This is a genomic window from Dialister sp., from assembly GCF_036343215.1.
Classification (GTDB): domain Bacteria; phylum Bacillota; class Negativicutes; order Veillonellales; family Dialisteraceae; genus Dialister.
Genome location: NZ_JAZASU010000006.1, coordinates 17624 through 41857 on the forward strand (window position 1 = coordinate 17624; position 24234 = coordinate 41857).

A 24234-nucleotide genomic window follows, 5' to 3' on the forward strand; every position below is an offset into this window, starting at 1 on the left:
CTTTTTATAAAAAAGGAGTAAGGGATATGTATATCTTATTAATGGGACCTCCAGGTGCCGGCAAAGGCACCCAGGCAGAAAGACTCATTCGTGATTACGGCATCCCCCAGATTGCCACTGGCGACATGTTCCGTGCCGCAGTGAAATCAGGAACTGCTCTCGGCAAGGAAGCTAAAAGCTATATGGACAAGGGAGCCCTTGTTCCGGATAGTGTAACTGTGGGCATCGTAAAAGAAAGACTGGCCCAGGACGACTGCAAAAAGGGATGGATCCTCGACGGATTCCCCCGCACCACCGCCCAGGCCTCTGCTCTTGATGCCATCCTCCATGAACTCGGCATTCATCTCACCGCTGTCATCGGCATCAAAGCCAACAGGGATGACATCGTGAAGAGAGTTTCCGGCAGACTTGTCTGCCGCAAATGCGGAGCTTCCTTCCATAAAGAATTCCGTCCGCCGAAGCAGGCAGGGATCTGCGATAACTGCGGAGGAGAACTGTATCAGCGCGCTGATGACAATGAGAAGACAATCGGCCAGAGACTGGATGTTTATGAAACTTCCACAAAACCCCTGATTGACTACTATAAAGTCAGCGGCCGTTACTATGAAATCGACGGAGACCAGTCCATGGACAAGGTGTATGAAGATATCGTGGCAGCTCTGAAGAAGGCTTCCAAATGATCATCATCAAAACACCGGAAGAAATAGAGAAAATCGCCGCAGCCAGCCGTCTGACTGCGGATACTCTCTCTATGCTGGAAAAAGCCGTAAAGCCGGGTATGAGCACACTCGACCTGGACCAGATGGCTGAAAAATTCATCAGGGACCGGGGTGGAATCCCCGCGGAAAAAGGATTCGAAGGCTTCACCGGATCCATCTGCGCTTCCGTCAATGACACGGTGGTTCATGGAATTCCTTCAGCGAAAAAAATTTTAAAAAAAGGTGATATCATTTCTATCGATCTTGTGGTAGAATTAAATGGTTACATGGGTGACTCCTGTATCACCGTTCCTGTAGGTCACACGAACAAGAAGAACCTTCAGCTCATCAAGGCTACGGAAGGTGCCCTTTTTGCGGGCATCAAACAGGCAGTAGTGGGAAATCATGTGGGCGATATCGGCCATGCGGTGGAAAGCTATGTCAAGCCTTACGGCTATGGGGTGCTTCGCGAATACGTAGGCCACGGGATTGGTACCGACATGCATGAAGATCCGGAGATTCCGAACTACGGAACGCCAGGTCATGGACCCCGCCTTGAAGAAGGCATGGTTATCTGCATCGAACCGATGATTACCATGGGAAGTCCCGATATCATCACTCTTCGTGATGGCTGGGGTGTAGTCACTGTTGACGGAAAACCCTCCGCCCACATCGAACACACCATTGCCATAACAAAAGATGGTCCGAGAATTCTGACGCTGCGAAACTGATTCCCGGCGGACAGTATATGATAAGCCAAAGGAGGCTCTCATGAGCAAGGCAGACGTTATTGAAGTGGAAGGCAAAGTTACAGAAAAACTTCCAAACGCCATGTTCCGTGTAAAACTGGAAAACGGAGGCCATATCGTACTGGCTACAATTTCCGGCAAAATGAGGATGAACTTCATCCGTATACTGCCCGGGGATAAAGTAACCGTAGAACTGACCCCCTACGATCTGGAGCACGGCAGGATTACCTATCGTTACAAGTAAGTAAGGAGGAACCAAGATGAAGGTCAGACCGTCCGTTAAAAAGATGTGCGACAAATGCAAGATCATCAAACGCAAAGGCCGTGTAATGGTCATTTGTGAAAATCCGAAACATAAGCAGAGACAAGGTTAATTTAAAAGGAGGTTAAAGAGTAGATGGCACGTATAGCTGGTGTAGACTTACCAAGAGATAAGCGCGTTGAGATCGGCTTAACTTATATTTATGGAATTGGCCCCACTCTTTCCAAAGAAATTTTAAACAAGACAGGAATCAATCCTGACGTTCGTGTAAGAGACCTGACAGAAGACGACGTTGCAAAGATCCGCAACGCCCTTGCTGACTACAAAACTGAAGGCGATCTCCGTAGAGAAGAATCCCTCAACATTAAACGGCTGGTAGAAATCGGCTCCTATAGAGGCAAACGTCATCGTGAAGGACTGCCGGTACGTGGTCAGAGAACAAAGACCAACGCTCGTACCCGTAAAGGACCGAAGAAGACCATTGCAGGCAAAAAGACTGCAACCAAGAAGTAATGTTGAAGGAGGGATAGGATAAAATGGCTACGGTAAAAGCTAAAGTTAAAAGAAAAGAAAGAAAACATGTAGAATCCGGTGCAGCTCATATTCGTTCTACTTTCAACAACACGATTGTAACGATTACTGACTCCAATGGCAACACCATCGCCTGGGCATCTGCCGGCGGACTCGGATTCAAAGGCTCCAGAAAGAGCACTCCATTTGCAGCACAGATGGCTGCTGAACAGGCAGCAAAGATTGCTATCGATCAGGGCATGCGTTCTGCTGACGTATTCGTCAAAGGACCGGGCGCAGGCCGTGAAGCAGCTATTCGTGCACTGCAGGCAGCAGGCATTGAAGTCAGCAGCATTAAGGACGTTACCCCGATTCCTCATAACGGCTGCCGTCCTCCGAAACGCAGAAGAGTATAATAGGTATAGGGAATTCCCCTTTGACCCGTATACCATTCTGTACTATATTGGCGCCGCAAGGCGCAGAAGGAGGACTTTCGGATGATCGAAAATACAAGCTTCACTATTAAGACTGTGGAACTCAGTGATGATAAACGTCATGGCAAGTTTGAATGCGAACCGCTCGAAAGAGGCTACGGTATCACACTGGGGAACAGTTTGAGACGCGTGTTGCTTTCATCTTTAGACGGTGTGGCTATTACGTCTATCAAGATCGACAATGTGCTTCATGAATTTACTACAATTGCCGGCGTCAGAGAAGATGTAACAGATATGATCCTGAACTTGAAGAAGATTCGTTTCATCGCCCATGAAGAAGCGGTTTTCCCGATTCAGGTCAGAATCGATATCACTAAAGAAGGTATTTTCCATGCCGGTGATATGCAGTTACCGGCAGAAATAGATGTTCTCAACAAAGATCTGGCCATCTGCACCCTGGATTCCAATGCCCATCTGGGTATGGTAATGACCATCAACCGTGGACATGGCTATGTACCTTTTACAAAGAACAAACGGGAGGACGACGTAATCGGCGTTATCCCGATCGATTCCATTTATTCTCCTGTTGTTAAATGCAATTATACAGTCAGCGATACCCGTGTCGGAAACGAAATGGATTTCGATAAACTGACTCTTGAACTGGATACTGACGGCTCCGTCAATGCGGATGATGCAGTAGCAACTGCTGCAAACATCCTCATCTCCTGCTTCGAAAACTTCAAGAAAATCGGTATCAGCCAGCCAGGCAGTGAACCGGTAGAAGGCCCGGAAGCACAACCGGATCCGGAGCCCCCGAAGGATAAAGTCGATGAAGAAGCAATCCGCAATCTCCCCATCGATGAACTTGAACTTTCTGTCCGCGCATTTAACTGCCTGAAGAGAGCTGAAATCAATACAATCGGCGAACTCACAGACAAGACAGAAGATGAATTGACCCGTGTACGCAACCTTGGTAAGAAATCCGTAGATGAAATCAAAGAGAAACTGGCTAACTTCAGGAGCCTTGGACTTCATCTCAAAGACCCCAGGGATTGATTAATTAGGAGGAAAGAAATGGCTCGTAGTAGATTGAGAAGAATCAGCGGCGCCCGCAAGGCACTGCTGCGCAGTCTCGTAACTTCCCTTTTCCAGTATGGCAAGATTACCACCACTGAATCCAAAGCCAAGGAACTCCGCCGTGTAGCTGACAAAATGATCACCCTCGCCAAGAGAGGCGATCTCCATGCCCGCCGCCAGGCTGAAGCTTTCATCATGGATAAAGCTGTTACAAAGAAACTGTTCGACGAAATCGCAAAGAAATACACAGAACGCAATGGCGGTTACACCACCATGGCTAAACTGGAAGGCCGTCTCGGCGATAATGCACCGCAGGTTATTATCGCTCTGGTTGACTGATAACATCTGAAAAAACTGTGACCCTCGTGGTCACAGTTTTTTATTGTTTTCGACAGGCGTTTTTGTCTATTTCTTCCAGGGAGAATCGTGAATCCTTTTCCGCTCCTTACGGTTCGGTGAGATGGGCCGCTGCATATTTGGACTGTGCACGGGCAGGACAATCATTATTTTCCTCTGAAAAGAGGCAGATGCGAAGTGGAAATTCTTTTTCCGGTTCATTAACCACAATAATAAGTTTTTCACTCTGCCAGAAATACCGTTTCAAGGCCTGTTGATCATTCATTTTAATGTACAATTTCCTGCTTTGAGCGGGAAAGCCCTGTTTCTGACCAGGAAACCATGAATCCTTATGGAAAGTTTTGCATATCCTTTGTTTTGCAGCCTCTCCCTGCTTTATGTTTTTTCTTTTCTATTGTCAAAAGACAGCCAGGCTACTACAATAGGTACATATGAAGGAAGGTGAGCTTATGGAAGGAAAAGGTGGAAGTACTTTGACGGCCGGGATTGTGGCGACGTTCCTGTGCTCCATTTTCTTTACGGCCATGAGCGGGTGCGCCCGGATGCTTTCACCTATGCCTTCGGGGGAGCTCACTTTTTTCCGGGGATTATTCGGGCTGCTTTTTATTCCTCTCATTGCTCATCAGAATGAGCAGAGGATTTTTTCAGGAACTCATGTGGGGCTTTTGACGCTGCGAGGCGTTTTCGGGTCCATTGCGCTGTACCTGTATTTCCTCTCCATTGAGGGATTGACTCTGGGAGACGGGCAGATTCTGGGGCAGCTTTCGGCTTTTTTCATGTGCATCCTGGCGCCTCTGTTTCTGAAGCAGAAAATGCCAAAACGGGTCATTCCGGCTCTTTTCCTCATTGCCCTGGGAGCCATGACGGTGATGCAGGTATGGAATTTTTCGGGCTTTAACCGGTATGCCCTTTATGGGGCCCTGGGAGGGCTTTCCTGTGCGGGAGCTTATATCACGATCGGCATGCTGGGGGAGCGGGGATTCCGGTCGGATACGGAAATTGTCTTTTATTTTCAGCTCTGGAGCCTCATTACGGGTCTTCTGCTTATGGCAAAGGAAGATTTCCTCATTCCCCATGGCATACAGTGGTTTTGGGCTATCGCCATCGGCCTTACCGCCCTGATTGCTCAGATGCTCATGACCTGGGCTTTCCAGCATATTCATTCTGTGATTGTTTCTTTCATCATGTTCAGCCAAATCCTTTTCCATATCCTCATGGGCTGGATTTTCTGGGATGAGGTGATGACTCTCTGGTCCTGGATTGGCGGCGTATCCATTGTGGCGGGGTCCATGCTGCTGCTTCTGCTGAAGCCATCGGGAAATCAATGATTGTAAAAGGCCCTTCGGGGCTTTTTGTCTGGAAAAAGTCAGTTTTTGAATTTTATACGGTATCGGATGAATGCTCTGAACTGAACATTGGTTTATTATTTTAAAAATCATAAAATAAAATAATAAAAAATGTGCAGTAAAGGAGTCTTTCATTTGTATCAGACGAGAATAGCCTACAATCCGCTGGCCCGTTTCAAGATGGCCATCAAATCCCAGAAGCGAAAAAGGAGCAGTATTGCACTGGGCATTATCAGTACTCTGGCGGCCGCTCTTTCTTTTGCTTTCATGAGCGGCTGCGCCCGTCTGCTGGAACCCATGCCCTCGGGGGAAATGACATTTTTCCGCGGACTTTTCGGCATCCTCTTTATTCCTGTCCTGACCTGGCAGAGCGGAGAGAAATTCTATACCGGAAAGCACCGGTTCATGCTATCGCTCAGGGGCCTATTCGGGAGTATCGCGCTTTTCTTTTATTTTGTTTCCATCGAAGGCCTGACCCTTGGGGATGCGCAGATCCTGTCCCAGCTGGCCGCTTTTTTCATGTGTATCCTGTCGCCCCTTTTTCTTCATGACAAATTGCCGAAGGAGGCTATCCCGGGACTTTTTGCCATTGCCCTGGGGACTCTGGTGGTGGTGCAGATCTGGAATTATTCTTCCTTTAATTTATATGCCCTCTATGGCATAGGAGGAGGATTTTTCTCTGCCGCCGCCTACATCGTGATCAGCCGGCTGGCGGAGAAAGGGTTTAAATCGAATACGGAAATCGTCTTTTATTTCCAGATTTTCAGCCTCATTGTAGGGATTACCATGATGCAGAAAGAAGCCTTTGCCATGCCTTCCGGCCCGGAATGGCTCTGGGCGGCGGGCCTCGGCCTCTTTGCCCTGTCGGCCCAGATGTTCATGACCTGGGCTTTCCAGCATGTGAATTCGGTGGTCGTATCGTTCCTCATGTACAGTGAAATATTATTTCATGCCCTTTTCGGGTGGATTTTCTGGGATGAAGTGCTGACGGTATGGTCCTGGATCGGAGGGCTTATGATCGTGGCCGGTTCTATCATGCTTCTTGTATTCAAACCGAAAGGAAATACGGCCGATACCCATCATCATGTCCATCGATCGGCGGGGCTTAATGAAAAAACGGCATAACCATGAAATATATTTCCTTCCGGACCCTGTCCATGATACAATAGAATGGTTAGAACAGGGACGACCCTGAAAAGGAGTATATAAATATGGCCATGGATTTTGAAATACCGGATATTACAGAAAATGCAGGAAAAGCCGCCACTGGCAGGAAGCAGAGAAAGCCCAGAAAAGCGGGAACGCTGCGGCTGGGTGAAACGCTGCGCCAGATTTCCCATAATTACACCGCTACCCGGGAAAGTGAAGACGAAGACAAACATGTGGAATTCTATTCCCTTTCCGAAGGAGAGGAAAAATTTGATTTCTACGGCACGGAAGTCGCTATCGTAGGCGTGTGCATCAGAAATAAAAAGACTGCCGCCATTTACATGGAACTGCCCGTTAAAGACAGAGAAGGTTTTATCAAGACTGCAGCAAAGAGTGAGGGAGAGCCCCAGGATGCGGCAGGCATGACTATTTTTGCGGATACGGTGACATCCATTTTCATCACAAAACCGCAGAAAGGGGAAAATGTGGTGACCATTGCCCTCATGGACAGTGAGGATGCCAAAGCCCTTTCCAACAATGCAGCTATCGAAGAAAGAGAAGCAGAAGAAAAGAAGGGCATCAGTCACAAGATCATCAAGACCTGGTTTGACCCTGTGGGACGGATGAGCCGGAAAACTTACATCAAGAGAATGTTGGGCATGCTCATCCCTTCGGTCATTCTTTTCGTGATTACCGTTCTTCGTCCGGAGCTTTTCATCGGCGAAGCCAATCCCTTCATTGTAGGTTTCCTCATTCTGGGGACTCTCTGCTTTATTTCCCTCATCAGTCTGGGCATGAGACGGCTTTCGGATATCGGGAAATCCCACTGGTATTACTGGATTTTCTTCCTTATCCTTCTGGCCATCAATCAGCTGGGCGGAAATTTCCTGGGCAGCCAGCTCAATGCCACCCGTACGGTAGCCGTGATTTTCTTCATCGCCATCGTAGTCCTTGCTTTCTTCCCGGGAGAGGCAAAGAAAAACAAGTATGGACCAGTGCCGAAAGACTGATCGCTGGTGTCCTGGAGGGCTGAGTTTCACATAAGTGGAAAACTTCAGGTGAAAAAGTTATCAGTTATCAGTTCATAGTTCTCAGTAAAGGTGGCCCGCATCTGTTTAGATGGCGGGCCCTTTTTTATATATGTGTTCCCTATGGAGATATTCATATAAAATACGCCCGAAGGGCGTCACATTCACAGATGACTGATAACTTTAACATCCGGTATTCCGCTTGAATTTCAGTTATTCTCTATATTCAGATTACGTGGATAACTGTATGTGGAAAGTTATCAGTGATCAGTTCATAGTTATCAGTGAAGGTGGGCCCGCATCAGATTGGATGGCGGGCCATTTTTTATATGTATTCATTATGACTGTATTGATATATTGCGCCCGAAGGGCGCCACCTTCACTGTGAACTGATAACTGGTAACTGATAACTTTCGATATCCGGTATTCCGTCCTGGATGGGTTTCAAGTTATTCATAAAAAATCACGCAAAAGAAAAACGCTTTGAGGATTCCTCAAAGCGTTATTTTTATGGAGGCGGTGCCCGGAGTTGAACACGGGGATAAGGGCCTTGCGGGGCCCACGCCTTGGCGCTTGGCTACACCGCCATAAGTGTGACTTCAAATAGTATATCGCATATTTTCGAAAAAGTAAAGGAGGTTTTTGGAGATGATTGGCAGTTACTGTGGTCTGTGTCAGTTACGGTTTTCGGGTTTTAGCCTCACCGCGGCATGCCACCATAGTGTCCATTTCGAGATTTCGGGGAGCGGGGTGCGGGAAGGTGGCGGCCCTGATGGGCCGCGGAGTATAGATTGGGATGGAGACAATTGGCAGTTACTGTGATTTGTGTCAGTTACGGTTTTCGGGTTTTAGCCTCACCGCGGCATGCCACCGTAGTGTCCATTGCGAGATTTCGGGGAGCGAGATGCGGGGTGCGGGAAGGTGCGGGGCTGAGGCGGCACGATTTTTTATGGGGCCAATTCAAACATGGTGCTATTAATTATGAACCTCAATGTACAGCTTTTCATTCTTATATGGCTCATTAGCCCGGCGTCCTACGCATTAATCCGAATGAACAGTTTTCAGGTCATAAAGGTATCTTTTATTGTCCCACATATTGCCATGAACCGTTAGTATACCCCTTTACCCGCTTCGCGGGAGTTTCCCCCCGATGGGGGACACTGGGGCAAGAGTGCCTGGGGAATTTACCGTCGAAAGTGCAGTTCACCCTCACCGGCTGCGCCGGAGCTCCGCTGCCCTTTTCCGCATTCCTTTTGAGGCATTTGGAGTAAAAACGGTATGTCATTAGTCCTGAAATCTGCAAGGCACCTATGAGGCTGATTGATGAAATGTACTTGAGAGGTTGGACTCTATCAGTAAGCAAGAGCCCCCGAACTTCGGGGGCCTGTGAGGGGAGCGTTTCCGCGGGATGTGAGGCATTTCTATCTGTACGGGCTTTTCAATCCCGTTTGTGCTGATTTTCCATAGGAAATGATTGGCGCACCAGCGCCGATACCTTCCCGACAGCCCCGATTTTCCCGATATCCCCGAACCAAAAGTTTTCGAAGAAGAAAGAGATCCTGTTCCGCAAATGGCAAATATTCCCCCTTTATTCTCCTGTCATTTCGATGTATACTAAAAAATACTAATAATAAGAAACTTTCTCAAAAGAATACAAAAGGGGTTTTTATGACGGTATTATCTATTGTATGGAACGACATCATGCCGCTTCTGGTCTTTATCTGGGCAGGCTGGTTCCTGGACAGCAAATTCAAGCTGGATCTTGGAACTTACAGCAAACTCATCGTACTGATTATGCTGCCCTGCTTTATTTTCTTTAATCTGTACCGGTATGAGGGAAGTGAGGCGGATTTGCTGCTCCTTCCGGCGGCCATCATTCTGATTGTTCTGCAGTATATTCTTTCTGCCGGACTTTCCCATGCACTGGGTCTCCGAAAGGAAGTAAGGGATGAATTCAAGGCGGTTTCCACCTTTTCCAATTCCGGCCATATCGGGGCTGCCCTCATCATGCTTATTTTCACCCATCCGCCTTTTGCGGAAGGGGCAAGTCATCCTTATCTTTCGGAAGCCATGGGAGCTATGGCGATTCTGATGATTATCATGAATATCTGTGTCAATGTCTTTGGCGCAGCCCTCATCCGGAGCCATGGCGCTTCTGTTTCCGAATTTTTCCTGTACCTTCTGAAAATGCCTGCCCTTTATGCGGCTGTGCTGGCTTTCATCCTGAAAATGGCGGAAATTCCGCTTCAGCATACTTTCCTCTGGCCTGTCTTTATCCATTTCAATGGAGCTTTCTTTATTCTTGTCACCATCACGATCGGAATCCAGCTTCATCGGAGCCGACTGAAAAAGCCGGATTTTTCCATGATTTCTTCCATGGCCTTAAAGCTCATCGTGATGCCCCTTCTGGCCTTCTGCCTGCTGGAAATACCTGGATCTGCCCTGGGCATCCGGAATGCGGTGGCGGAGCAGGTTTTCTTCCTTTTTGCCGCCATTCCTTCTTCCATGACCCTCATCATTTACGGGGCGGAATACAAGGACGATTCTTCCTATATTACCCAGTCCGTGCTCTTTAATACGGTGTGCGGCATCATTACGGTGACCGGAGCGATTTATATTTCCCGGCTGCTTTTCCCGCTGGGAATGTAAGGAGGGACTATGGCATTTCTTCAGATTATTTCCGATAATATCCTGCCCCTTCTGGTTTTCGTCCTCATCGGATACCTGCTGGACAGGAAATATAAAATGGATGTGGCTTCTTTTACGAAGCTCACTTTCTTCATCGTGCTGCCCTGCTTTATTTTTTACAGTATTTATGTGGCAAAAATCGATATGTCCATGCTCCACGTATTTCTGATTTCCTTCGTGGTTATGGTCTGTATTGGAATTCTGGCCACCATCGTGGGCAGAATGAGGGGATTTTCATCGTCCAAAATCGAAGCTTTCAAGAACGGTACCATGTTTTCAAACAATGGAAATATCGGCATCGCCCTGATTGCTCTTGTTTTTTCCAATGCTCCCTATATTGTGGATGGAAAAACTCCCTATCTGGCAGTAGCTTCTGCGGCAGCCACCATGATGCTTGTCCAGATGAATATGTTCCTGAATACCCTGGGCCTTTACCAGGCAGGAAAGGGGCGCCTCACGCCCAGGGATGCGCTTTCCGTGGTTTTCCATATGCCTGTCATTTATACATTGGTGGCCGTTTTTTCCATCAAGTATTCAGGCTTTGATATGTCTACCACTTTCGTATGGCCGATCCTTCAGAATTCTGCCGCTGCTTTGGTTGCCATAGTCATGGTTGCTTTAGGAATGCAGATTCACCGGAGCAAACTTTCCTTCTCGGATCCCGATGCCTGGCTGGGCTGCGCACTTCGTCTCATCGGGGGACCGGTGATGGCATACATCCTCATCCGGGTATGGGGATTCTTTGGAATCACTTTTGAACCCACCATTTCCCAGACCATCCTCATCATGTGTTCCGTACCGGCAGCAGTCAATTCCGTCCTTTATGCCGTGGAATTTCATAACTGTGAAGACTTTGCTACTGAACTGGTCATGATGAGCACTTTCCTCTCCTGCATCACTATGACAGGGACTATTTATCTGGCCAGGGTGCTTTTCCCGATTATGTGAAGAAGTTATTAGTTATCAGTGCAGGTGGACCCGCTTCAGGATAGGAAAGCGGGTCTTTTCTATGTTTATTTTGGTACAACCGGTATTCTCAAACTTGCAGGAGGAATTGGGGATTAGGAATCAGGGGCGGTGCGGCGCAGAATTGATTTAAAGAGCCGCCTTTTTATACGGGATTTATTCTAACATGTGAAAACCACTGACTGTCGAAAAAACTCAATTACCTATTGCATCGACAGTTGAGGGCCAAAGGCAAAATAAAAAAGCGTCCCGACAGGGACGCTATCTACACGAACAACGAAGAACGATTAACGGATAATGGTTAAAAGCTAACGGCTAACGGCTCTCAAATCCTTTTCCCGGAAATAATATCTCTCACTACCTCGTCCAGTTTCCATTTCCATACGAGAAATGGTCCGAATACAACGCCCAGAAGGGCCTGGAGGATCTGGCAGGGGAGCTTCACCCAGGCATAGGCAGGAGTGCTGTAAATAAAAGCCCGGCCCAGGGAATAGCCGATGACCATAATAGCCGCACCAATCAGGACAGCACCAAGAGTGGTCATTTTTTTATTTTTCCCGACGTGATGGACAAGGTAAGAAATCACGAGAGCCTGCAGGCCGTGGGTGATAAGGGATACGAACATGGGAAGGGGATAGAAGAAGAAATCTCCAAGAAATGCCCCGATGCCGCCTACGATAAAAGCGCCCATAGGGTCTAAAAGTAATGCCGATGCCACAATGATTATATCATTCAGGTATAAATGGCCTCCCGGGACGGGAATTCCGAAGGATGAAAGGCCGATATTCAGTGCCATGAGAAGGCCCGAAAGGGTGAGCCACTGTACGTTATGGGCGGGTAAAGTATATTCTGCCATGGGAAAGACTCCTTTGCTTTTTATTGCAAAAGATTATAATATAAAACTGAGCATATAAAAATAATCAAAAATGAAATAAAAAATATGACCAGTGGCGATGCATAAGAAAGGATGGCTTCAGGGATAAGGACTTTTGAATCGTGGATTTCGGGGATATCGGGGGTATCGGGAATGCGTGCTGCTGATGCGGCATGAAGTTTATATGGGGGATATGGAAAATTGAAAAAACGGGGTGCGGGATGCGGGGTGCGGGAAGGTGTCGGCGCTGATGCGCCGACGAATTTTATATGGGGGATGTGGACAGGCGGGGAAATCGGATTTGGGACTTCGGATTTGGGATTTCGGGAAGGTGTGCCGCTGATGCGGCACGAAATTTATATTGGGAATGAGCAAAGGCAGTGTTGAACCCCTATACAGTTGGAGGCAGCCATGAAAGCTTACATGAATCTTTATATTTCCCTCCGTGAGAAAATCACGGACGGCACCTATCCTTATGGGACGAAAATTCCTTCGAAGCGGCAGCTGGCGGAGGATTATGGGGTGAGCGTCATTACGGCGGAGCATTCGCTGGACCTCCTTTCGGAGGAAGGCTATGTGGAAATGAAAGAGCGGAGCGGCTGCTTTGTCATTTACCGGGAGAAGGAATCCTACCCCGTAGGAAATGGCGGGCAGTCCCTTCCCATGGAGCGGGTGCCTGTGGAAATGCGGGAGCAGGGAGAAAGTGATTTATTTCCATTTTCCGCTTTTGCAAAGACTATGCGCTCCGTCCTTTCCCTTTACGGGGAAAAACTCCTGGCCCCTTCGCCTCACCAGGGCATGAGGGAGCTCCAGAGGGCTCTTTCGGACTACCTGGCCCGGAGTCGGAATATGAAAGTCACGCCGGAGCAGATTCTGATCGGTTCCGGGGCGGAATATCTCTATGGCCTTAATGTGCAGGCCCTGGGGCGGGAGAGACTCTATGCCCTGGAAAATCCATCCTATGAAAAAATCCGGAAAGTCTACGAGGCCAATCTGGCCCGCACGGATTTACTTACGATGGGACCCCGCGGCATCGAAACGGAAGAACTTTCCCGCACGAAAGCGTCCGTCCTTCATGTGACTCCTTTCAACAGTTATCCTTCCGGAATTACGGCGAATGCATCGAAACGGGCGGAATACATCCGCTGGGCCTGTGAAAGAAATGGATACATCATCGAAGATGATTTCGACAGCGAATTCACCCTTCTTTCGAAGCCGGAAGATACCCTCTATTCCCTGGACCGGGAGGGGCGGGTCATTTACATGAACAGTTTCACGAAAACCATTGCGCCTTCTCTCCGTGCTGCCTACCTGGTGCTGCCGGAAAAACTTCTCCCCCGGTATGAAGAAAAGGTGGGTTTTTATACCTGTACCGTTCCGGTTTATGACCAGCTGGTACTGGCGGAATTCATAGACAGTGGACTTTTCGAACGGCATATCAACCGCGTACGCAGGAGGCGCAGGGCTGCCTTGAAGAGAGAAGAGGAACGGTCCGGGAAATAAGAAATCCATATTTCCCACAAATTTTCCCTGTTCCCCATACAGGGGAAAAACTGGTTTAACCATGGATTAAAAAGGAATATAATATAGATAGAAAAGTATTTTTCAGTCAAGGAGGCCATTATGAAAAAAGCAGCGCTTCTCATTTTATCCGCCCTGTTCTTTGCCTTCGGCGGACTTTGTGCCCATGCGGCAGGGCCCATCAACAGTGACGGTTATTTCAAAAATATCCGCCTGGCCGGGCGGGTGAAGGTGGTGGATTCCTTCCCGGATATCAAAGTGCGGGTGGTTTCCTCCTTCCCGGACCTCAAGGTGAAAACCGTTTCTTCCTTCCCTGATGACATCGGAGAGTGGCAGTTTGTGGACTATGGTGAAGATTTTACCGTGAAATTCGTGGATTCCTTCGAAGATATCCGCATCGAATTTGTGGATCACTTCCCCGGAGTCTGCTAGAAATATTTCTAAAGGAGGAAATATGGCTAAGAAACAGGTACTCTTCGTAGTCGCAGAAATGCCTGACTCCGGCCTGGCCAATGAAATCCTCCATCTCATTCGGGAGGAGGAAAAGAAAAAAGCCGATGTGGAAGGCCATTTCCAGGTAGTCACCATGAATGAGGAACAGTGGCAGCTGAACAAGAGCGCATTCCTGTCCGACGGGCGGGTCCTTTTTCTGGGACCGGTGCTTCGAAATAACCTTTTTCCCAACCCCCTTCCCGTGAAATTTGAAAAATACGGAATCTGTTACGGCTGGGAAGGGCCTTATGCCTACCTCATGGCAGACCGGAACAGTCTGAAAGATGAAAAGGTATATAATGAATTCCTGAAGGAAATGAAAGTACTCTGCACGGAAGATGATCTGACACAAGGTCCCCGTCGTCTCGATATCCTCCAGATACTGGGCATGCTCTGTGTGGCTCTCCTCGTTCCCTTCGGAAGTGTCCTCGTGGGAGGAAAACTGCTGGCCGACTGGTATATGAACGATAGCTATACGGAAAAACAGCAGTACCTCTATGGCATCCTTCATCTCTACAAATATCATCTGAAAGAATTCATGACGAGCCCTCTGGAAAGAGAAGGGGAGTAAAAGAAAGGAAAAACAAATGACTGATTACGAATTCACACCAAAAGGCGTATGCTCCAGGAAAATCACGCTGTCCCTGGACGATGAAAACAAAATCCATAACCTGAAATTCCGGGGCGGCTGCCCGGGAAATCTCTCCGCCATCGGGCGGCTCCTCGAAGGAAGAGATGCGAAAGAAGCGGCTGACATCTTACGGGGTAATGACTGCGCCGGAAAAGGAACTTCCTGTGCCGATCAGCTGGCAAGGGGACTGGATGAAATTTTAGCGGCAAGAGAGAGCCGGTGAACCCAGTCACCTTCGGCTTTCGGGTCTTGGCAAACCATGGCACGCTCCGCCCGAGCCTTATTCGAAATTTCGGGGTGCGGGAAGGCGGCGGCACTGATGGGCCGCTCATTTTTTATGGGAATTCCGGACAGACGGGGGATTCGTACTATGTCTGAAATCCACAGGCCCGGCCGGCATAAAAGGGCAGAATAAAAGCAGAAATAAAACCAGTGGCTTTATTTCTGCTTTTTGATTTCCGGTTCAGGGACAGGACTTTAAACCGGTAAGACTTCCGGAATACGATTCCTTAAAGATGGATGAAAACTGACAGCTGATGGCTCCCTTATTTCCCAAAGGGCTTATATCCGTTTTTGAAAAGGCTCATCATCTCGTTGGTCAGCGAAAAGTCGTCGCTCTGGAGGATGATTTCTTCTCTTTTGGCCCAGAAGGCGTGGTCCAGTTCCATGCCGTCCACATGGATTTCCGGATTTCCATGGACCTCACACCAGAAACCGGAGAGGATATCTGCTGCCGTGGCCCAGGGCTGGGATTTGTAGTATTTGAGGTTTTTGACGGAAAGGCCTGTTTCTTCCATTACTTCCCGTTTCGCCGTTTCTTCCAGGGTTTCCCCGATTTCCGTGTACCCGGCCACCAGGGCATACTGTGCCTGCGGTCGATTGGCATAATGGGTGAGGAGGAGTCTGTCTTCCCACACTACGGCGGCAATGATGGCAGGATTGAGGCGGGGGTATATCGTATTTCCACAATGAGGACAAATTCTTGCCCTTTCGATGGGGGAGGGCTCCGTCTCACATCCGCAGGCGCCGCAGAAACGGGTATTTCTCATCCACCTTTCGATGTGCCCCGCCGTCCAGACGGCATAGATTTCCTCTTTGGGGAGATTTTTCCGGCTCCGAAGGTTCCGGAGGGTCAGCCATTCCCCTTCCGGGAAGACCTGCCGCTCGCTTTCAGCAAGAAAACAGGAAATGCCGTCCAGGGAAAAGAGGTAAGTCACCTTTTCCGAGGGAAGCTCATTATACAAAGGCAGCATGGAAGGGCGGCGGGTCTGGAGGAATATTTTATTTCCATGAAAATAAAAAATCCGGCTCCTGTCATCGGGCATGGCCTTTGGGTTATAATGATTATCGAGATGATGAGGGAAAATGTCCTGTATCATGGCTGGTCCTTTCGTTTTTTCTATAGTCTACGGGAGAAACCGCTCCCCTGCAAGGAGGAAATATGAAATCTTTCAAGAAGACCATTCTTGCTTTTGCCGCCCTTTTGGCCCTGTCCGTGCCTTCCGCCTTCGCCTGCACCCTCTGGGGCGCCAATGGAAGTGAAGTAGAGGGAGGAGGGACCATTCTCGTCAAGAATCGGGACTGGGTGCCCCAGTATCAGGAAATGAAGTATGGCAAAGGGGAAAAATACCGATACTACGGCCTTTATGGGGGAGACGAAAAGAAAATGTTCCTCCGCGGCGGGGTCAATGAAAAAGGACTTGCCGTCTTCTCGGCGGCTGCCAGCGTGATCCCGAGAAAAGAAAGAAAGGAAATGGGACATTCGAAGAAAAGCGCCCTCCGCGAAATCCTTGGCTCCTGCGCCACGGTAGAAGAAGCGCTGGAAAAGACAGGGTATTTCAAAGGACCGAAATTCCTCATGATCGGCGACGCCCATTCCCTGGTCTATGTGGAAATAGGGGCTGACGGCGCCTATCAGATCAAACGGGTGGAAAACGGGACTCTCGCCCATACGAACCACTACCTTTCCCCGGACTTCGGCGCATTGAACAGAAGACTCCGTCCCTCCACCACGAAGCGCCTTTCCCGTATTTCCGAACTTCTTTCTGAAAATCATGAACCCTGGGCCCTCTGGGACATGACCGCCTTCGGCGCCGATCCCGTCCTCTGGCGGAAAGGAGAAAAAGTGGAAACCCTCGCCACCATCGGCGTGTGGCTCCATGAAGACGCATTGCCCGATATTTACGTGAAAGTTCGCTACAACCCCTGGGACGAAACAGAAGACGTCTACGAACTGGAAGGAAAAGATTTATTCCCTGCGGAATGAGATTCTTTCGGACCTGTGATAAAATAAAGAAAAACATATTTTAAATGGAGGATATGATGGACGCAATTACCTGCCTCATTTCAAGAAGAAGCATCAGAGAATATACAGCAGAAAAGCTGACCGAAACGGATATCGAAAACGTAGTGGAAATGGCCCAGATGGCCTCCTGCTGGGAAAACACCCAGCCCATCCGCTATGTAGCCATCCTGGATGAAGACCTGAAAAACCGGATTGCCGACGAAGCCGCGAAGAAATACCCCTGGAACCGGGAAAATATCCATGCCGCCCCGGCCCTGGTCATTCTCTGCTGTATCAAAGGCCTCTCGGGCTATGAACCGGACGGAAAACCATCCACGAAAAAAGGCACCCACTGGCAGTCCTTTGACGCCGGCGTGGCGTCGGCTCATTTCTGCCTCGCCGCCACAGCTCTGGGACTGGGGACTCTCATCATGGGACGATATGAAGAAGATAAAATCAAGGAAATACTGGACCTCCCCGAAAATTACGACGTCTCCGCATTAATCGCCATCGGCCACCCCGAAGTCATTCCGGCAGCCAACGAAAGAAAACCGCTCTCTGAAGTGCTTTGCTTTAAGTAAACATTGTCCTGATCATGACCTGAGTCAGTTACGGTATTCGTGAGTTAGCCCCGCCACGGCAAGCCCCGCTTGAGTCTTATTCGAAATTTCGTGATTCGTGACTCGTGGTTCGTGAAGGTGGCAGCCCTGATGGGCTGCCGATTTTTTATGGGAATGTACACAGGCGAGTGGAAAGCGGATTTCGGACTTCGGATTTGGGACTTCGGGAAGGTGGCGCTGCTGATGCAGCGCGAAATTTATATGGGGACTGTATACAGACGAGTTTGAAAATCTCGTACAAGTCGAAAATCATCTGCCCCCTTGGCCAGGGGGCGGCGAGCGGAGCGAGCAGGGGGGTACTATCGCTGCACAGCACATATGAGGCTGACTGATGAAAGGTACCAGAGATCATTGACTCTATCGGAAAAAGCGGGCCCTCCTCGATAGGAGGGCTCCGCGAAGCGGTGGGAGGACGAACTTGTCGAAACCATTCATGGCTGTATCGACGGAAAACGTTCAGAATGATAATCGCCAGGAACTATGATTACGTAACGCATGAAGCTTCTGTGAAACCTGGTATTCTAGCGATAGATAGCCCCCTTCACCGCCTTTGGCGGAGCTTCCCCCGATGGGGGCAGGACATTATCGAGGGCACCATTTTTTAGACATAGTGCCGTTCGTCCCCTCACCGGCTTCGCCGGAGCTCCCCTTTCGAGGGGGCCTTTTCGCGTACCGTTTTCGTCAATTCCGAAGAAAACCGTACGGCATAAGTCTCATTTTCTCCACGGCACATACGAGGCTCATTGCCAAAAGTTACCAGGGATCATTGACTCTATCGGAAAAAGCGTGGCCCTCCTCTCAGCCTCCCCGAAGTTCGGGCAGTCGCCGAAGGCGACGGAGGGGCTGTACTATCGTACAAGTCGAAAATAAGATAAAAGGTACAAGCATCTCGGAGGGCTCCAAGTGAAGCGGTGGGAGGGAACAAGTCGAAAAGATTCAAGGCTGTATCGACGGAAAAAGATCAGAATGATAGTTACTAAGGGATTCATTGTTACGTAATGCATGAAACTTTCGAATCACTTCCCGTTTATGTGATAGACAGCCCCTTCCGCGCCGAAGGAGATCTAGTGGGTCCATGACAGGTCAAAAGGGGATTGAAAGAAAGGGCCCATAAAAATTTCCACTGTATGAGACTTACGATATATGATAAAATATGAAAAATATTAAATTAATTTTGGGAGAGGAAAGTATGGATCTGATTTCTATCGTGGTGCCTATGGCTATAACGGATAATCTTCCTGTCGGTGTAAGTCTGCCGAAAAAATCGGGGGGGTAGCGCATAACTTTTCCTCTGCCCTCTATGGGAGAAAATCAGAATTTCATGGCAGCCGGACTTCTACAAGTGACTATCTGCGGGATGGGCTGTCTTTATTGTTCGAATTCAATAAAAAAGAGGCAGACTGTGAGTCTGCCATAAAAAGGCGTGTGAAACGAGCCGGATCTTCGGTACGTTCTGTGTTCACAAGCCTTTTTTATCGTGCAATGAACATTGCCTTCGGGAAGGAGGCAGTGATTCCGTGAATTACGATAAAGTCATCATTGGTGCGGGACTTTATGGTCTCTATGCTGCTTTGCAGAGTGCCAGGCAGGATGAAAGGCAGCGGATTCTGGTTCTGGAAAAGGACAGCGCTCCTTTTATGCGGGCCACTTTTATCAATCAGGCCAGAGTACATATGGGCTATCACTATCCCCGTTCCCTTTCTACGGCTTCCAAGTCAGCCCATTATTTCAAGCGGTTTATGCATGACTTCGCTTTCTGCTGTCTCACGACTTTTGATCAGGTCTATGCGACAAGCAGTCAGTTTTCCTGGACCAATGCCGAGGAGTTCAGGAAATTCTGCTGGGCAGCAGGGATTCGGTGTGATGATATCAGCCCAACGAAATATTTCCGCCCTGGCATGTGCGATGGCACTTTTCTGACGGAGGAATATACCTATGATGCCCATATCCTTCGGGATTATCTGCTATCTGAAATTTCCAATTATCCCGGGATCGAAATCGGTTATGGCGTAAGGCCGGAAATGATTGAGCAAAAGGGAAATGTGTACAGCATCAGGATTGGAAATGATGAAATCTGCACACCCTACCTTTTGAATGCCACTTATGCAAGTACCAATGAAATCAATACCATGCTGGGCTTTGAACCTTTCAAGATCAAGTATGAACTTTGTGAAATCATCCTTTGTACGGTCAATGATGCACTTCGGAATGTCGGACTGACTGTGATGGATGGGCCCTTTTTCTCCATTATGCCCTTCGGCAAAACAGGTTATCACTCATTGACTTCCGTCACTTTTACCCCTCATGTGACCAGTTATGATACACTGCCGACTTTTGACTGTCAGAAAGCTTCCAACGGTTATTGCTGCCCAGAATGTCTGGGCAACTGCAATGAATGTCCGGCGAAACCAAAGAGTGCCTGGCCCTATATGAGCAGCCTGGCAAGGAAATACATGAGGCCGGAGTATGAATTCCACTACGATCATTCCCTGTTTTCCATGAAGCCAATCCTTAAAGCTTCGGAAATAGATGATTCCCGGCCCACCGTTGTCCGAGTCTTTTCCACGAATCCGACTTATGTCGCGGTTTTATCAGGCAAAATCAATACGGTCTATGATCTGGATGAGGTGCTGTCAATATGAAAGAAAAGAATTTCGTTTCCGCAGTAGTTTATGCACGAAACTGTGAGACAAATATTAAGCCGTTTCTGACCCATATCTGCGATTATCTCGATTCCAATTTCCTGAATTATGAAGTGGTATGTGTCAATGATGCGTCAGAAGATAAGACGGCAGAAGAAATAAAATCTTTCGCTTCAGAAGGGCATGGGACAGTCACCCTGCTCACCATGAGCTATTTCCAGGGACTCGAACTGGCCATGGATGCCGGTGTCGATCTGGCTATAGGCGATTTTGTATATGAATTTGACAGTACCATTCTTTCCTGGGGAGAAGGGCTGCTGCGAAAAGTTTATGATCACTCTCTAACCGGATTTGACATCGTTTCAGCCTGCCCTGAAAACAGCGGGCATAAGGAAGCAGCTCTCTTTTATCAACTGTATAACAAGTATTCCCGTTCGCAGTATAAAATCCGTACTGAAAGTTTCCGTCTGTTGTCCCGCCGGGCTATCAACAGAGTCCGTGCCATGAGTCGTACATTACCCTATCGTAAAGCAGTCTATGCAAATTGCGGCCTCAAGACAGACGCTATCATGTATGCTCCTCTCTGCCCGATTCCAAAGGCAACTGATGTGGAACGAACTAAACAGAAAGAAATCGCTGTAGACGCATTAATCCTGTATACAGATACTTTTTATCGTCTATCCCTTGGCTTTTCAATTTTCATGATGCTTGTGGCGATACTGACGGGCCTTTATACGGTAGTACTTTACCTCACGGCTCATCCTGTAGCCGGGTGGACGACCACCATGTTATTTCTGGCGGTAGGATTCTTTGTACTGATTTTGACATTAACCATCGCTATTCGCTATCTGTCACTGATTTTAAAAACAGTCTTTACCAGACAGAAATATGTGGTGGAATCCATCGATAAATTATCATGAAGATATTAAATAACCGGCTCGCTGAAATCATTCGGTTCTGTATCGCAGGGGGCATAGGGTTTATCGTTGATTATGGCGTTCTCTACCTTGCCACAGAATATCTGGGGATACCGTATCTCGTTTCTGCAGCTATATCATTTACACTGGCAGTCATACTGAACTACTGGCTTTGCCTCGTTTTCGTTTTCAAATCATCCGGCAGGCAGACTGTAAAACAGATACTCGCATTCTTCATCGTCAGTGTGATCGGCCTGGGACTGAACCAGCTTTGCATGTGGTTCCTCGTAGAGCAATGCGGACTGTGGTATATGATTGCAAAATTGGTGGCAACAGCAATAGTAACAATCTGGAATTATGTGATGAAACGAATCACCATAAAAAGCTGATGATTGAAATAAAAGGAGTTTCCACGATGACTAAATTCTTGGTAGGATCAACAGGTTTTGTCGGGCAGAACATTGCCAGTGCGACGGATTTTGATGGCTTGTTCCATTCCACAAACATTACTGATGCCTATGGCGCTAAACCGGATTTGCTCGTTTATGCAGGAGTCAGGGCTGAAAAGTTCCTGGCGAATCGGGATGTCAATGCCGATTGGGCTGAAGTGAGCAAAGCAGTAGAAAATATACGTCAGATTGCACCCCGGCAGCTTGTACTTATTTCCACAATCGATGTATGGAAAGATCCTGTCAGGGTCTATGAGGATGACGCCGTCACTACCGAAGGACTTCATCCTTATGGCCTGAATCGATATAAACTGGAGCTGGCTGTCCGTGAACTGGTGCCGGACTGCCTGATTGTTCGCTTGCCGGCACTTTACGGGAAAGGCCTCAAAAAGAATTTTCTCTATGATATGATGACGCTTGTTCCATCGATGCTTAAGAATGAAAAATATCAGGAGTTGAGTAGCGAATCAGTACTTATTTCGAAAAGTTATACTCCGCAGAACAATGGCTTTTGGAAATGTCTCTATAAATCCGGGGATCCAACCAATGCGGAATTGAAGAAAGAGTTTGAAAATCTTGGCTTTACTTCTTTAGCATTTACAGACAGTCGGGCTCAATACCAATTTTATAATTTGTCTCATTTATGGAAAGATATTCAGTTTGCTCTGGATCATCATATCCGTTTGCTTCATTTGGCAACAGAACCGGTTAAAGCTGCCGAGATATTCAAGTATGTATATGGGAAAGAATTTACTAATCAATTATCTGGTCCGGTTCCCTGCTATGATTATCGGACCCGGTATGCGTCAGGCTTTGGTGGCAGGGACGGTTACATAGAAAATAAAGAGTCCGTTTTAGCTGGGATTCTTGGTTTTGTAAAATCACAGGGAGGTAAAGAGTCATGAAGCTGGCAGCATCAAATATTGGATGGCTGGCAAAGGATGATCATGAAGTATTGTCCTTCCTGCAGGCTCAGGGATTTTCAGGACTCGAAGTGGCTCCCGGCCGTGTGGTAGAGGGGAATCCATACGACCATTGGCAGGAAGCATCTGATTTCGCAAAGAAAGTTCATCGGGATTTTGGATTGAAAATCGCCTCCATGCAGTCCATCTGGTTTGGTCGACAGGAAAATATATTTCGCAGCAAAGAGGAACGGGAAACTCTTTTGAAAGTAACTTTCAAAGCTATCGATTTTGCTTCGGCTATGGAATGTACCAATCTTGTTTTCGGCTGCCCGGGACAGAGAAATATGGAACCTCTGGGACAGGAAGAAATAGCAAAAGAATTTTTTCTTAAAATTGGTGATTATGCAGCTTCTCATGGTGTGGTTTTTGCGCTGGAAGCGAATCCGCCTATTTATCATACCAATTTTATGAATCATACAAAGGATGTGCTGGAATGGGCATCCATGCTGAATCATCCGGGAATTGCAGTCAATCTGGATATTGGGACTATGGTAGAAAATAAGGAATCTGCAGAGCTCCTTCAGGGGAAAGTCAATCTGATTCATCATGTTCATTTAAGTCATCCTTACCTGGAACCAGTGCCTGCTTTGGAACTGCATAACGAAGTCAAAGAAGGGCTTCAGGCAGAAAATTATAAAAATTATGTATCTCTGGAAATGAAGGCTGGAGATTTGATAGTTTGGAAAAAATCTGCTGCTTACCTTGCGGAGGTATTTCAGAAATGATGCATGAGAGAATCCCCGGTATCCCAAGGTTTGAAGAAGATTCCTGGCATGATAAGCGTCATGATTATGCTTTGTGCATACCTGTCATTAATGAGGGAAAACGGATATATCATGAACTGGAACGCGCCCAGGCTGCTGGAGTAGACAAGGCTGTTGACATCATCATATGTGATGGTGGGTCGAAAGATGGAAGCACAAGTCGTGAAATTCTGGATCCGCTAGGAGTGAATACTCTACTGACCAAAAGAGATTCCGGTAAGCAGGGAGCCCAGCTTCGTATGGGCTTTTACTGGGCTCTCCAACGTGGATACAAAGGAATCGTTACTATTGATGGCAATGATAAAGACAGCATTGAAGATGTGCCCAAATTTGTTGATAAGCTTGAGGAAGGCTACGATTTCGTACAGGGATCACGGTTTCTTCCCGGAGGGACAGCAGTCAGGACTCCGAAAATCCGTTATGTGGCAGTACGGCTGATTCATGCGCCGGTTATCTCGCTCACTGCGGGGAAATGGTATACCGATACCACCAATGCATATAGGGCTTATTCAAGAAGATATCTGATAGATAGCAGGGTTCAACCATTGCGGGATGTATTTCAGTCCTATGAATTACTGGCTTATCTTTCTGTAAGAGCAGACCAGTTGGGCATGAAGACTTGTGAAATCCCGGTGAAGAGAATTTATCCACCGGCCGGCAAAACGCCAACGAAAATCAGCTTCTTCGGCGGGAATTGGGATTTGTTGCGGACACTTTTTAAAAACCTTTTTGGGGCTTATAAGCCTTCGAAAGGTAAGTAATTCATAATCAGGAGGTATTTTAGATGCCCAGGATACACTCGACCAGGGTA

General features: G+C 47.8%; 28 protein-coding genes and 1 tRNA gene. 25 read left to right on the top strand and 4 right to left on the bottom strand.

Annotated features, from left to right (window positions below; translation table 11 throughout):
- The first annotated feature begins 26 nt into the window (after nucleotides 1-26).
- The 8 genes from VZT47_RS03190 to rplQ all read left to right on the top strand — a co-directional run bounded on the left by VZT47_RS03190 (nucleotide 27) and on the right by rplQ (nucleotide 4069).
- Complete coding sequence (locus tag VZT47_RS03190) at nucleotides 27-680, top strand: adenylate kinase (protein ID WP_330223530.1); 654 nt, start codon at nucleotides 27-29, stop codon at nucleotides 678-680.
- The gene (map, locus tag VZT47_RS03195; protein ID WP_330223531.1) at nucleotides 677-1429 is read left to right on the top strand and encodes a type I methionyl aminopeptidase; all 753 of its coding nucleotides are present in this window, start codon (nucleotides 677-679) and stop codon (nucleotides 1427-1429) included. Before VZT47_RS03190 ends, map begins: the two co-directional genes overlap by 4 nt.
- 40 nt (nucleotides 1430-1469) lie before the next feature.
- On the top strand, nucleotides 1470-1691 hold the full coding sequence (gene infA / locus VZT47_RS03200; protein WP_296955833.1) for a translation initiation factor IF-1: 222 nt from the start codon (nucleotides 1470-1472) through the stop codon (nucleotides 1689-1691).
- A gap of 16 nt (nucleotides 1692-1707) precedes the next feature.
- A complete protein-coding gene (gene rpmJ / locus VZT47_RS03205) occupies nucleotides 1708-1821 on the top strand; it encodes a 50S ribosomal protein L36 (RefSeq protein ID WP_008859825.1) in 114 nt (37 codons plus the stop codon).
- Nucleotides 1822-1844: 23 nt separating this feature from the next.
- Complete coding sequence (rpsM, locus tag VZT47_RS03210; RefSeq protein ID WP_330223532.1) at nucleotides 1845-2222, top strand: 30S ribosomal protein S13; 378 nt, start codon at nucleotides 1845-1847, stop codon at nucleotides 2220-2222.
- Between the two features lie 23 nt (nucleotides 2223-2245).
- Nucleotides 2246-2635, top strand: coding sequence for a 30S ribosomal protein S11 (gene rpsK, locus VZT47_RS03215; protein ID WP_330223533.1), 390 nt, complete (start codon nucleotides 2246-2248; stop codon nucleotides 2633-2635).
- An 81-nt stretch (nucleotides 2636-2716) separates the two neighbouring features.
- Nucleotides 2717-3709 carry a DNA-directed RNA polymerase subunit alpha gene (locus tag VZT47_RS03220; RefSeq protein WP_330223534.1) on the top strand — a complete coding sequence of 331 codons (993 nt, stop codon included), beginning with the start codon at nucleotides 2717-2719 and terminating at the stop codon, nucleotides 3707-3709.
- An 18-nt stretch (nucleotides 3710-3727) separates the two neighbouring features.
- Nucleotides 3728-4069 (top strand): 50S ribosomal protein L17, encoded by a 342-nt coding sequence (gene rplQ, locus VZT47_RS03225; RefSeq protein ID WP_330223535.1) that lies wholly within the window; start codon nucleotides 3728-3730, stop codon nucleotides 4067-4069.
- Nucleotides 4070-4175: 106 nt separating this feature from the next.
- On the opposite strand, the gene VZT47_RS03230 is transcribed toward rplQ, so the two are convergent.
- Nucleotides 4176-4352 (bottom strand): hypothetical protein, encoded by a 177-nt coding sequence (locus VZT47_RS03230; RefSeq protein WP_330223536.1) that lies wholly within the window; start codon nucleotides 4350-4352, stop codon nucleotides 4176-4178.
- A 184-nt stretch (nucleotides 4353-4536) separates the two neighbouring features.
- On the opposite strand from VZT47_RS03230, the gene VZT47_RS03235 reads away from it, so the two are divergent.
- From VZT47_RS03235 to VZT47_RS03245, 3 genes are all read left to right on the top strand, one after another.
- Nucleotides 4537-5415: a DMT family transporter gene (locus VZT47_RS03235; RefSeq protein WP_330223537.1), complete on the top strand. Its 879-nt coding sequence runs from the start codon at nucleotides 4537-4539 to the stop codon at nucleotides 5413-5415.
- A 153-nt stretch (nucleotides 5416-5568) separates the two neighbouring features.
- Nucleotides 5569-6558, top strand: coding sequence for a DMT family transporter (locus VZT47_RS03240; RefSeq protein WP_330223538.1), 990 nt, complete (start codon nucleotides 5569-5571; stop codon nucleotides 6556-6558).
- 86 nt (nucleotides 6559-6644) lie between these two features.
- Nucleotides 6645-7592 carry a DUF805 domain-containing protein gene (locus tag VZT47_RS03245; protein ID WP_330223539.1) on the top strand — a complete coding sequence of 316 codons (948 nt, stop codon included), beginning with the start codon at nucleotides 6645-6647 and terminating at the stop codon, nucleotides 7590-7592.
- Between the two features lie 529 nt (nucleotides 7593-8121).
- On the opposite strand, the gene VZT47_RS03250 is transcribed toward VZT47_RS03245, so the two are convergent.
- Nucleotides 8122-8197, bottom strand: a tRNA-Ala gene (locus tag VZT47_RS03250).
- 1081 nt (nucleotides 8198-9278) lie between these two features.
- Between VZT47_RS03250 and VZT47_RS03255 the strand changes: the two genes are divergently transcribed.
- Both VZT47_RS03255 and VZT47_RS03260 read left to right on the top strand, forming a co-directional pair.
- Entirely contained in the window at nucleotides 9279-10259 is a 981-nt protein-coding gene (locus VZT47_RS03255; protein ID WP_330223540.1) for an AEC family transporter, read from the top strand.
- Between the two features lie 9 nt (nucleotides 10260-10268).
- On the top strand, nucleotides 10269-11246 hold the full coding sequence (locus VZT47_RS03260; RefSeq protein WP_330223541.1) for an AEC family transporter: 978 nt from the start codon (nucleotides 10269-10271) through the stop codon (nucleotides 11244-11246).
- 343 nt (nucleotides 11247-11589) lie between these two features.
- On the opposite strand, the gene VZT47_RS03265 is transcribed toward VZT47_RS03260, so the two are convergent.
- The gene (locus VZT47_RS03265) at nucleotides 11590-12120 is read right to left on the bottom strand and encodes an ECF transporter S component (protein ID WP_330223542.1); all 531 of its coding nucleotides are present in this window, start codon (nucleotides 12118-12120) and stop codon (nucleotides 11590-11592) included.
- 429 nt (nucleotides 12121-12549) lie between these two features.
- On the opposite strand from VZT47_RS03265, the gene pdxR reads away from it, so the two are divergent.
- The 4 genes from pdxR (at nucleotide 12550) to VZT47_RS03285 (ending at nucleotide 15005) form a co-directional block, all read left to right on the top strand.
- A complete protein-coding gene (gene pdxR / locus VZT47_RS03270; RefSeq protein WP_330223543.1) occupies nucleotides 12550-13641 on the top strand; it encodes a MocR-like pyridoxine biosynthesis transcription factor PdxR in 1092 nt (363 codons plus the stop codon).
- Nucleotides 13642-13761: 120 nt separating this feature from the next.
- A complete protein-coding gene (locus tag VZT47_RS03275) occupies nucleotides 13762-14091 on the top strand; it encodes a hypothetical protein (RefSeq protein ID WP_330223544.1) in 330 nt (109 codons plus the stop codon).
- Between the two features lie 22 nt (nucleotides 14092-14113).
- Nucleotides 14114-14722 (top strand): hypothetical protein, encoded by a 609-nt coding sequence (locus VZT47_RS03280; protein WP_330223545.1) that lies wholly within the window; start codon nucleotides 14114-14116, stop codon nucleotides 14720-14722.
- A gap of 16 nt (nucleotides 14723-14738) precedes the next feature.
- Nucleotides 14739-15005, top strand: a complete 267-nt coding sequence (locus VZT47_RS03285; RefSeq protein WP_330223546.1) for a TIGR03905 family TSCPD domain-containing protein — start codon at nucleotides 14739-14741, stop codon at nucleotides 15003-15005.
- 322 nt (nucleotides 15006-15327) lie between these two features.
- On the opposite strand, the gene nudC is transcribed toward VZT47_RS03285, so the two are convergent.
- On the bottom strand, nucleotides 15328-16161 hold the full coding sequence (gene nudC, locus VZT47_RS03290; RefSeq protein WP_330223547.1) for an NAD(+) diphosphatase: 834 nt from the start codon (nucleotides 16159-16161) through the stop codon (nucleotides 15328-15330).
- A gap of 62 nt (nucleotides 16162-16223) precedes the next feature.
- On the opposite strand from nudC, the gene VZT47_RS03295 reads away from it, so the two are divergent.
- The 8 genes from VZT47_RS03295 to VZT47_RS03330 all read left to right on the top strand — a co-directional run bounded on the left by VZT47_RS03295 (nucleotide 16224) and on the right by VZT47_RS03330 (nucleotide 24184).
- Complete coding sequence (locus tag VZT47_RS03295; protein ID WP_330223548.1) at nucleotides 16224-17048, top strand: carcinine hydrolase/isopenicillin-N N-acyltransferase family protein; 825 nt, start codon at nucleotides 16224-16226, stop codon at nucleotides 17046-17048.
- Between the two features lie 53 nt (nucleotides 17049-17101).
- Nucleotides 17102-17647 (top strand): nitroreductase family protein, encoded by a 546-nt coding sequence (locus VZT47_RS03300; protein ID WP_330223549.1) that lies wholly within the window; start codon nucleotides 17102-17104, stop codon nucleotides 17645-17647.
- A 1556-nt stretch (nucleotides 17648-19203) separates the two neighbouring features.
- Nucleotides 19204-20328 (top strand): FAD/NAD(P)-binding protein, encoded by a 1125-nt coding sequence (locus VZT47_RS03305; RefSeq protein ID WP_330223550.1) that lies wholly within the window; start codon nucleotides 19204-19206, stop codon nucleotides 20326-20328.
- The gene (locus VZT47_RS03310; protein ID WP_330223551.1) at nucleotides 20325-21248 is read left to right on the top strand and encodes a glycosyltransferase; all 924 of its coding nucleotides are present in this window, start codon (nucleotides 20325-20327) and stop codon (nucleotides 21246-21248) included. The genes VZT47_RS03305 and VZT47_RS03310 overlap by 4 nt, the downstream gene beginning before the upstream one ends.
- Nucleotides 21245-21634: a GtrA family protein gene (locus VZT47_RS03315; RefSeq protein ID WP_330223552.1), complete on the top strand. Its 390-nt coding sequence runs from the start codon at nucleotides 21245-21247 to the stop codon at nucleotides 21632-21634. The genes VZT47_RS03310 and VZT47_RS03315 overlap by 4 nt, the downstream gene beginning before the upstream one ends.
- Before the next feature lie 26 nt (nucleotides 21635-21660).
- Nucleotides 21661-22599, top strand: a complete 939-nt coding sequence (locus tag VZT47_RS03320) for a hypothetical protein (protein WP_330223553.1) — start codon at nucleotides 21661-21663, stop codon at nucleotides 22597-22599.
- A complete protein-coding gene (locus VZT47_RS03325; protein WP_330223554.1) occupies nucleotides 22596-23384 on the top strand; it encodes a sugar phosphate isomerase/epimerase family protein in 789 nt (262 codons plus the stop codon). Before VZT47_RS03320 ends, VZT47_RS03325 begins: the two co-directional genes overlap by 4 nt.
- Nucleotides 23339-24184: a glycosyltransferase family 2 protein gene (locus tag VZT47_RS03330; RefSeq protein WP_330223555.1), complete on the top strand. Its 846-nt coding sequence runs from the start codon at nucleotides 23339-23341 to the stop codon at nucleotides 24182-24184. The genes VZT47_RS03325 and VZT47_RS03330 overlap by 46 nt, the downstream gene beginning before the upstream one ends.
- Nucleotides 24185-24234: the final 50 nt, after the last annotated feature.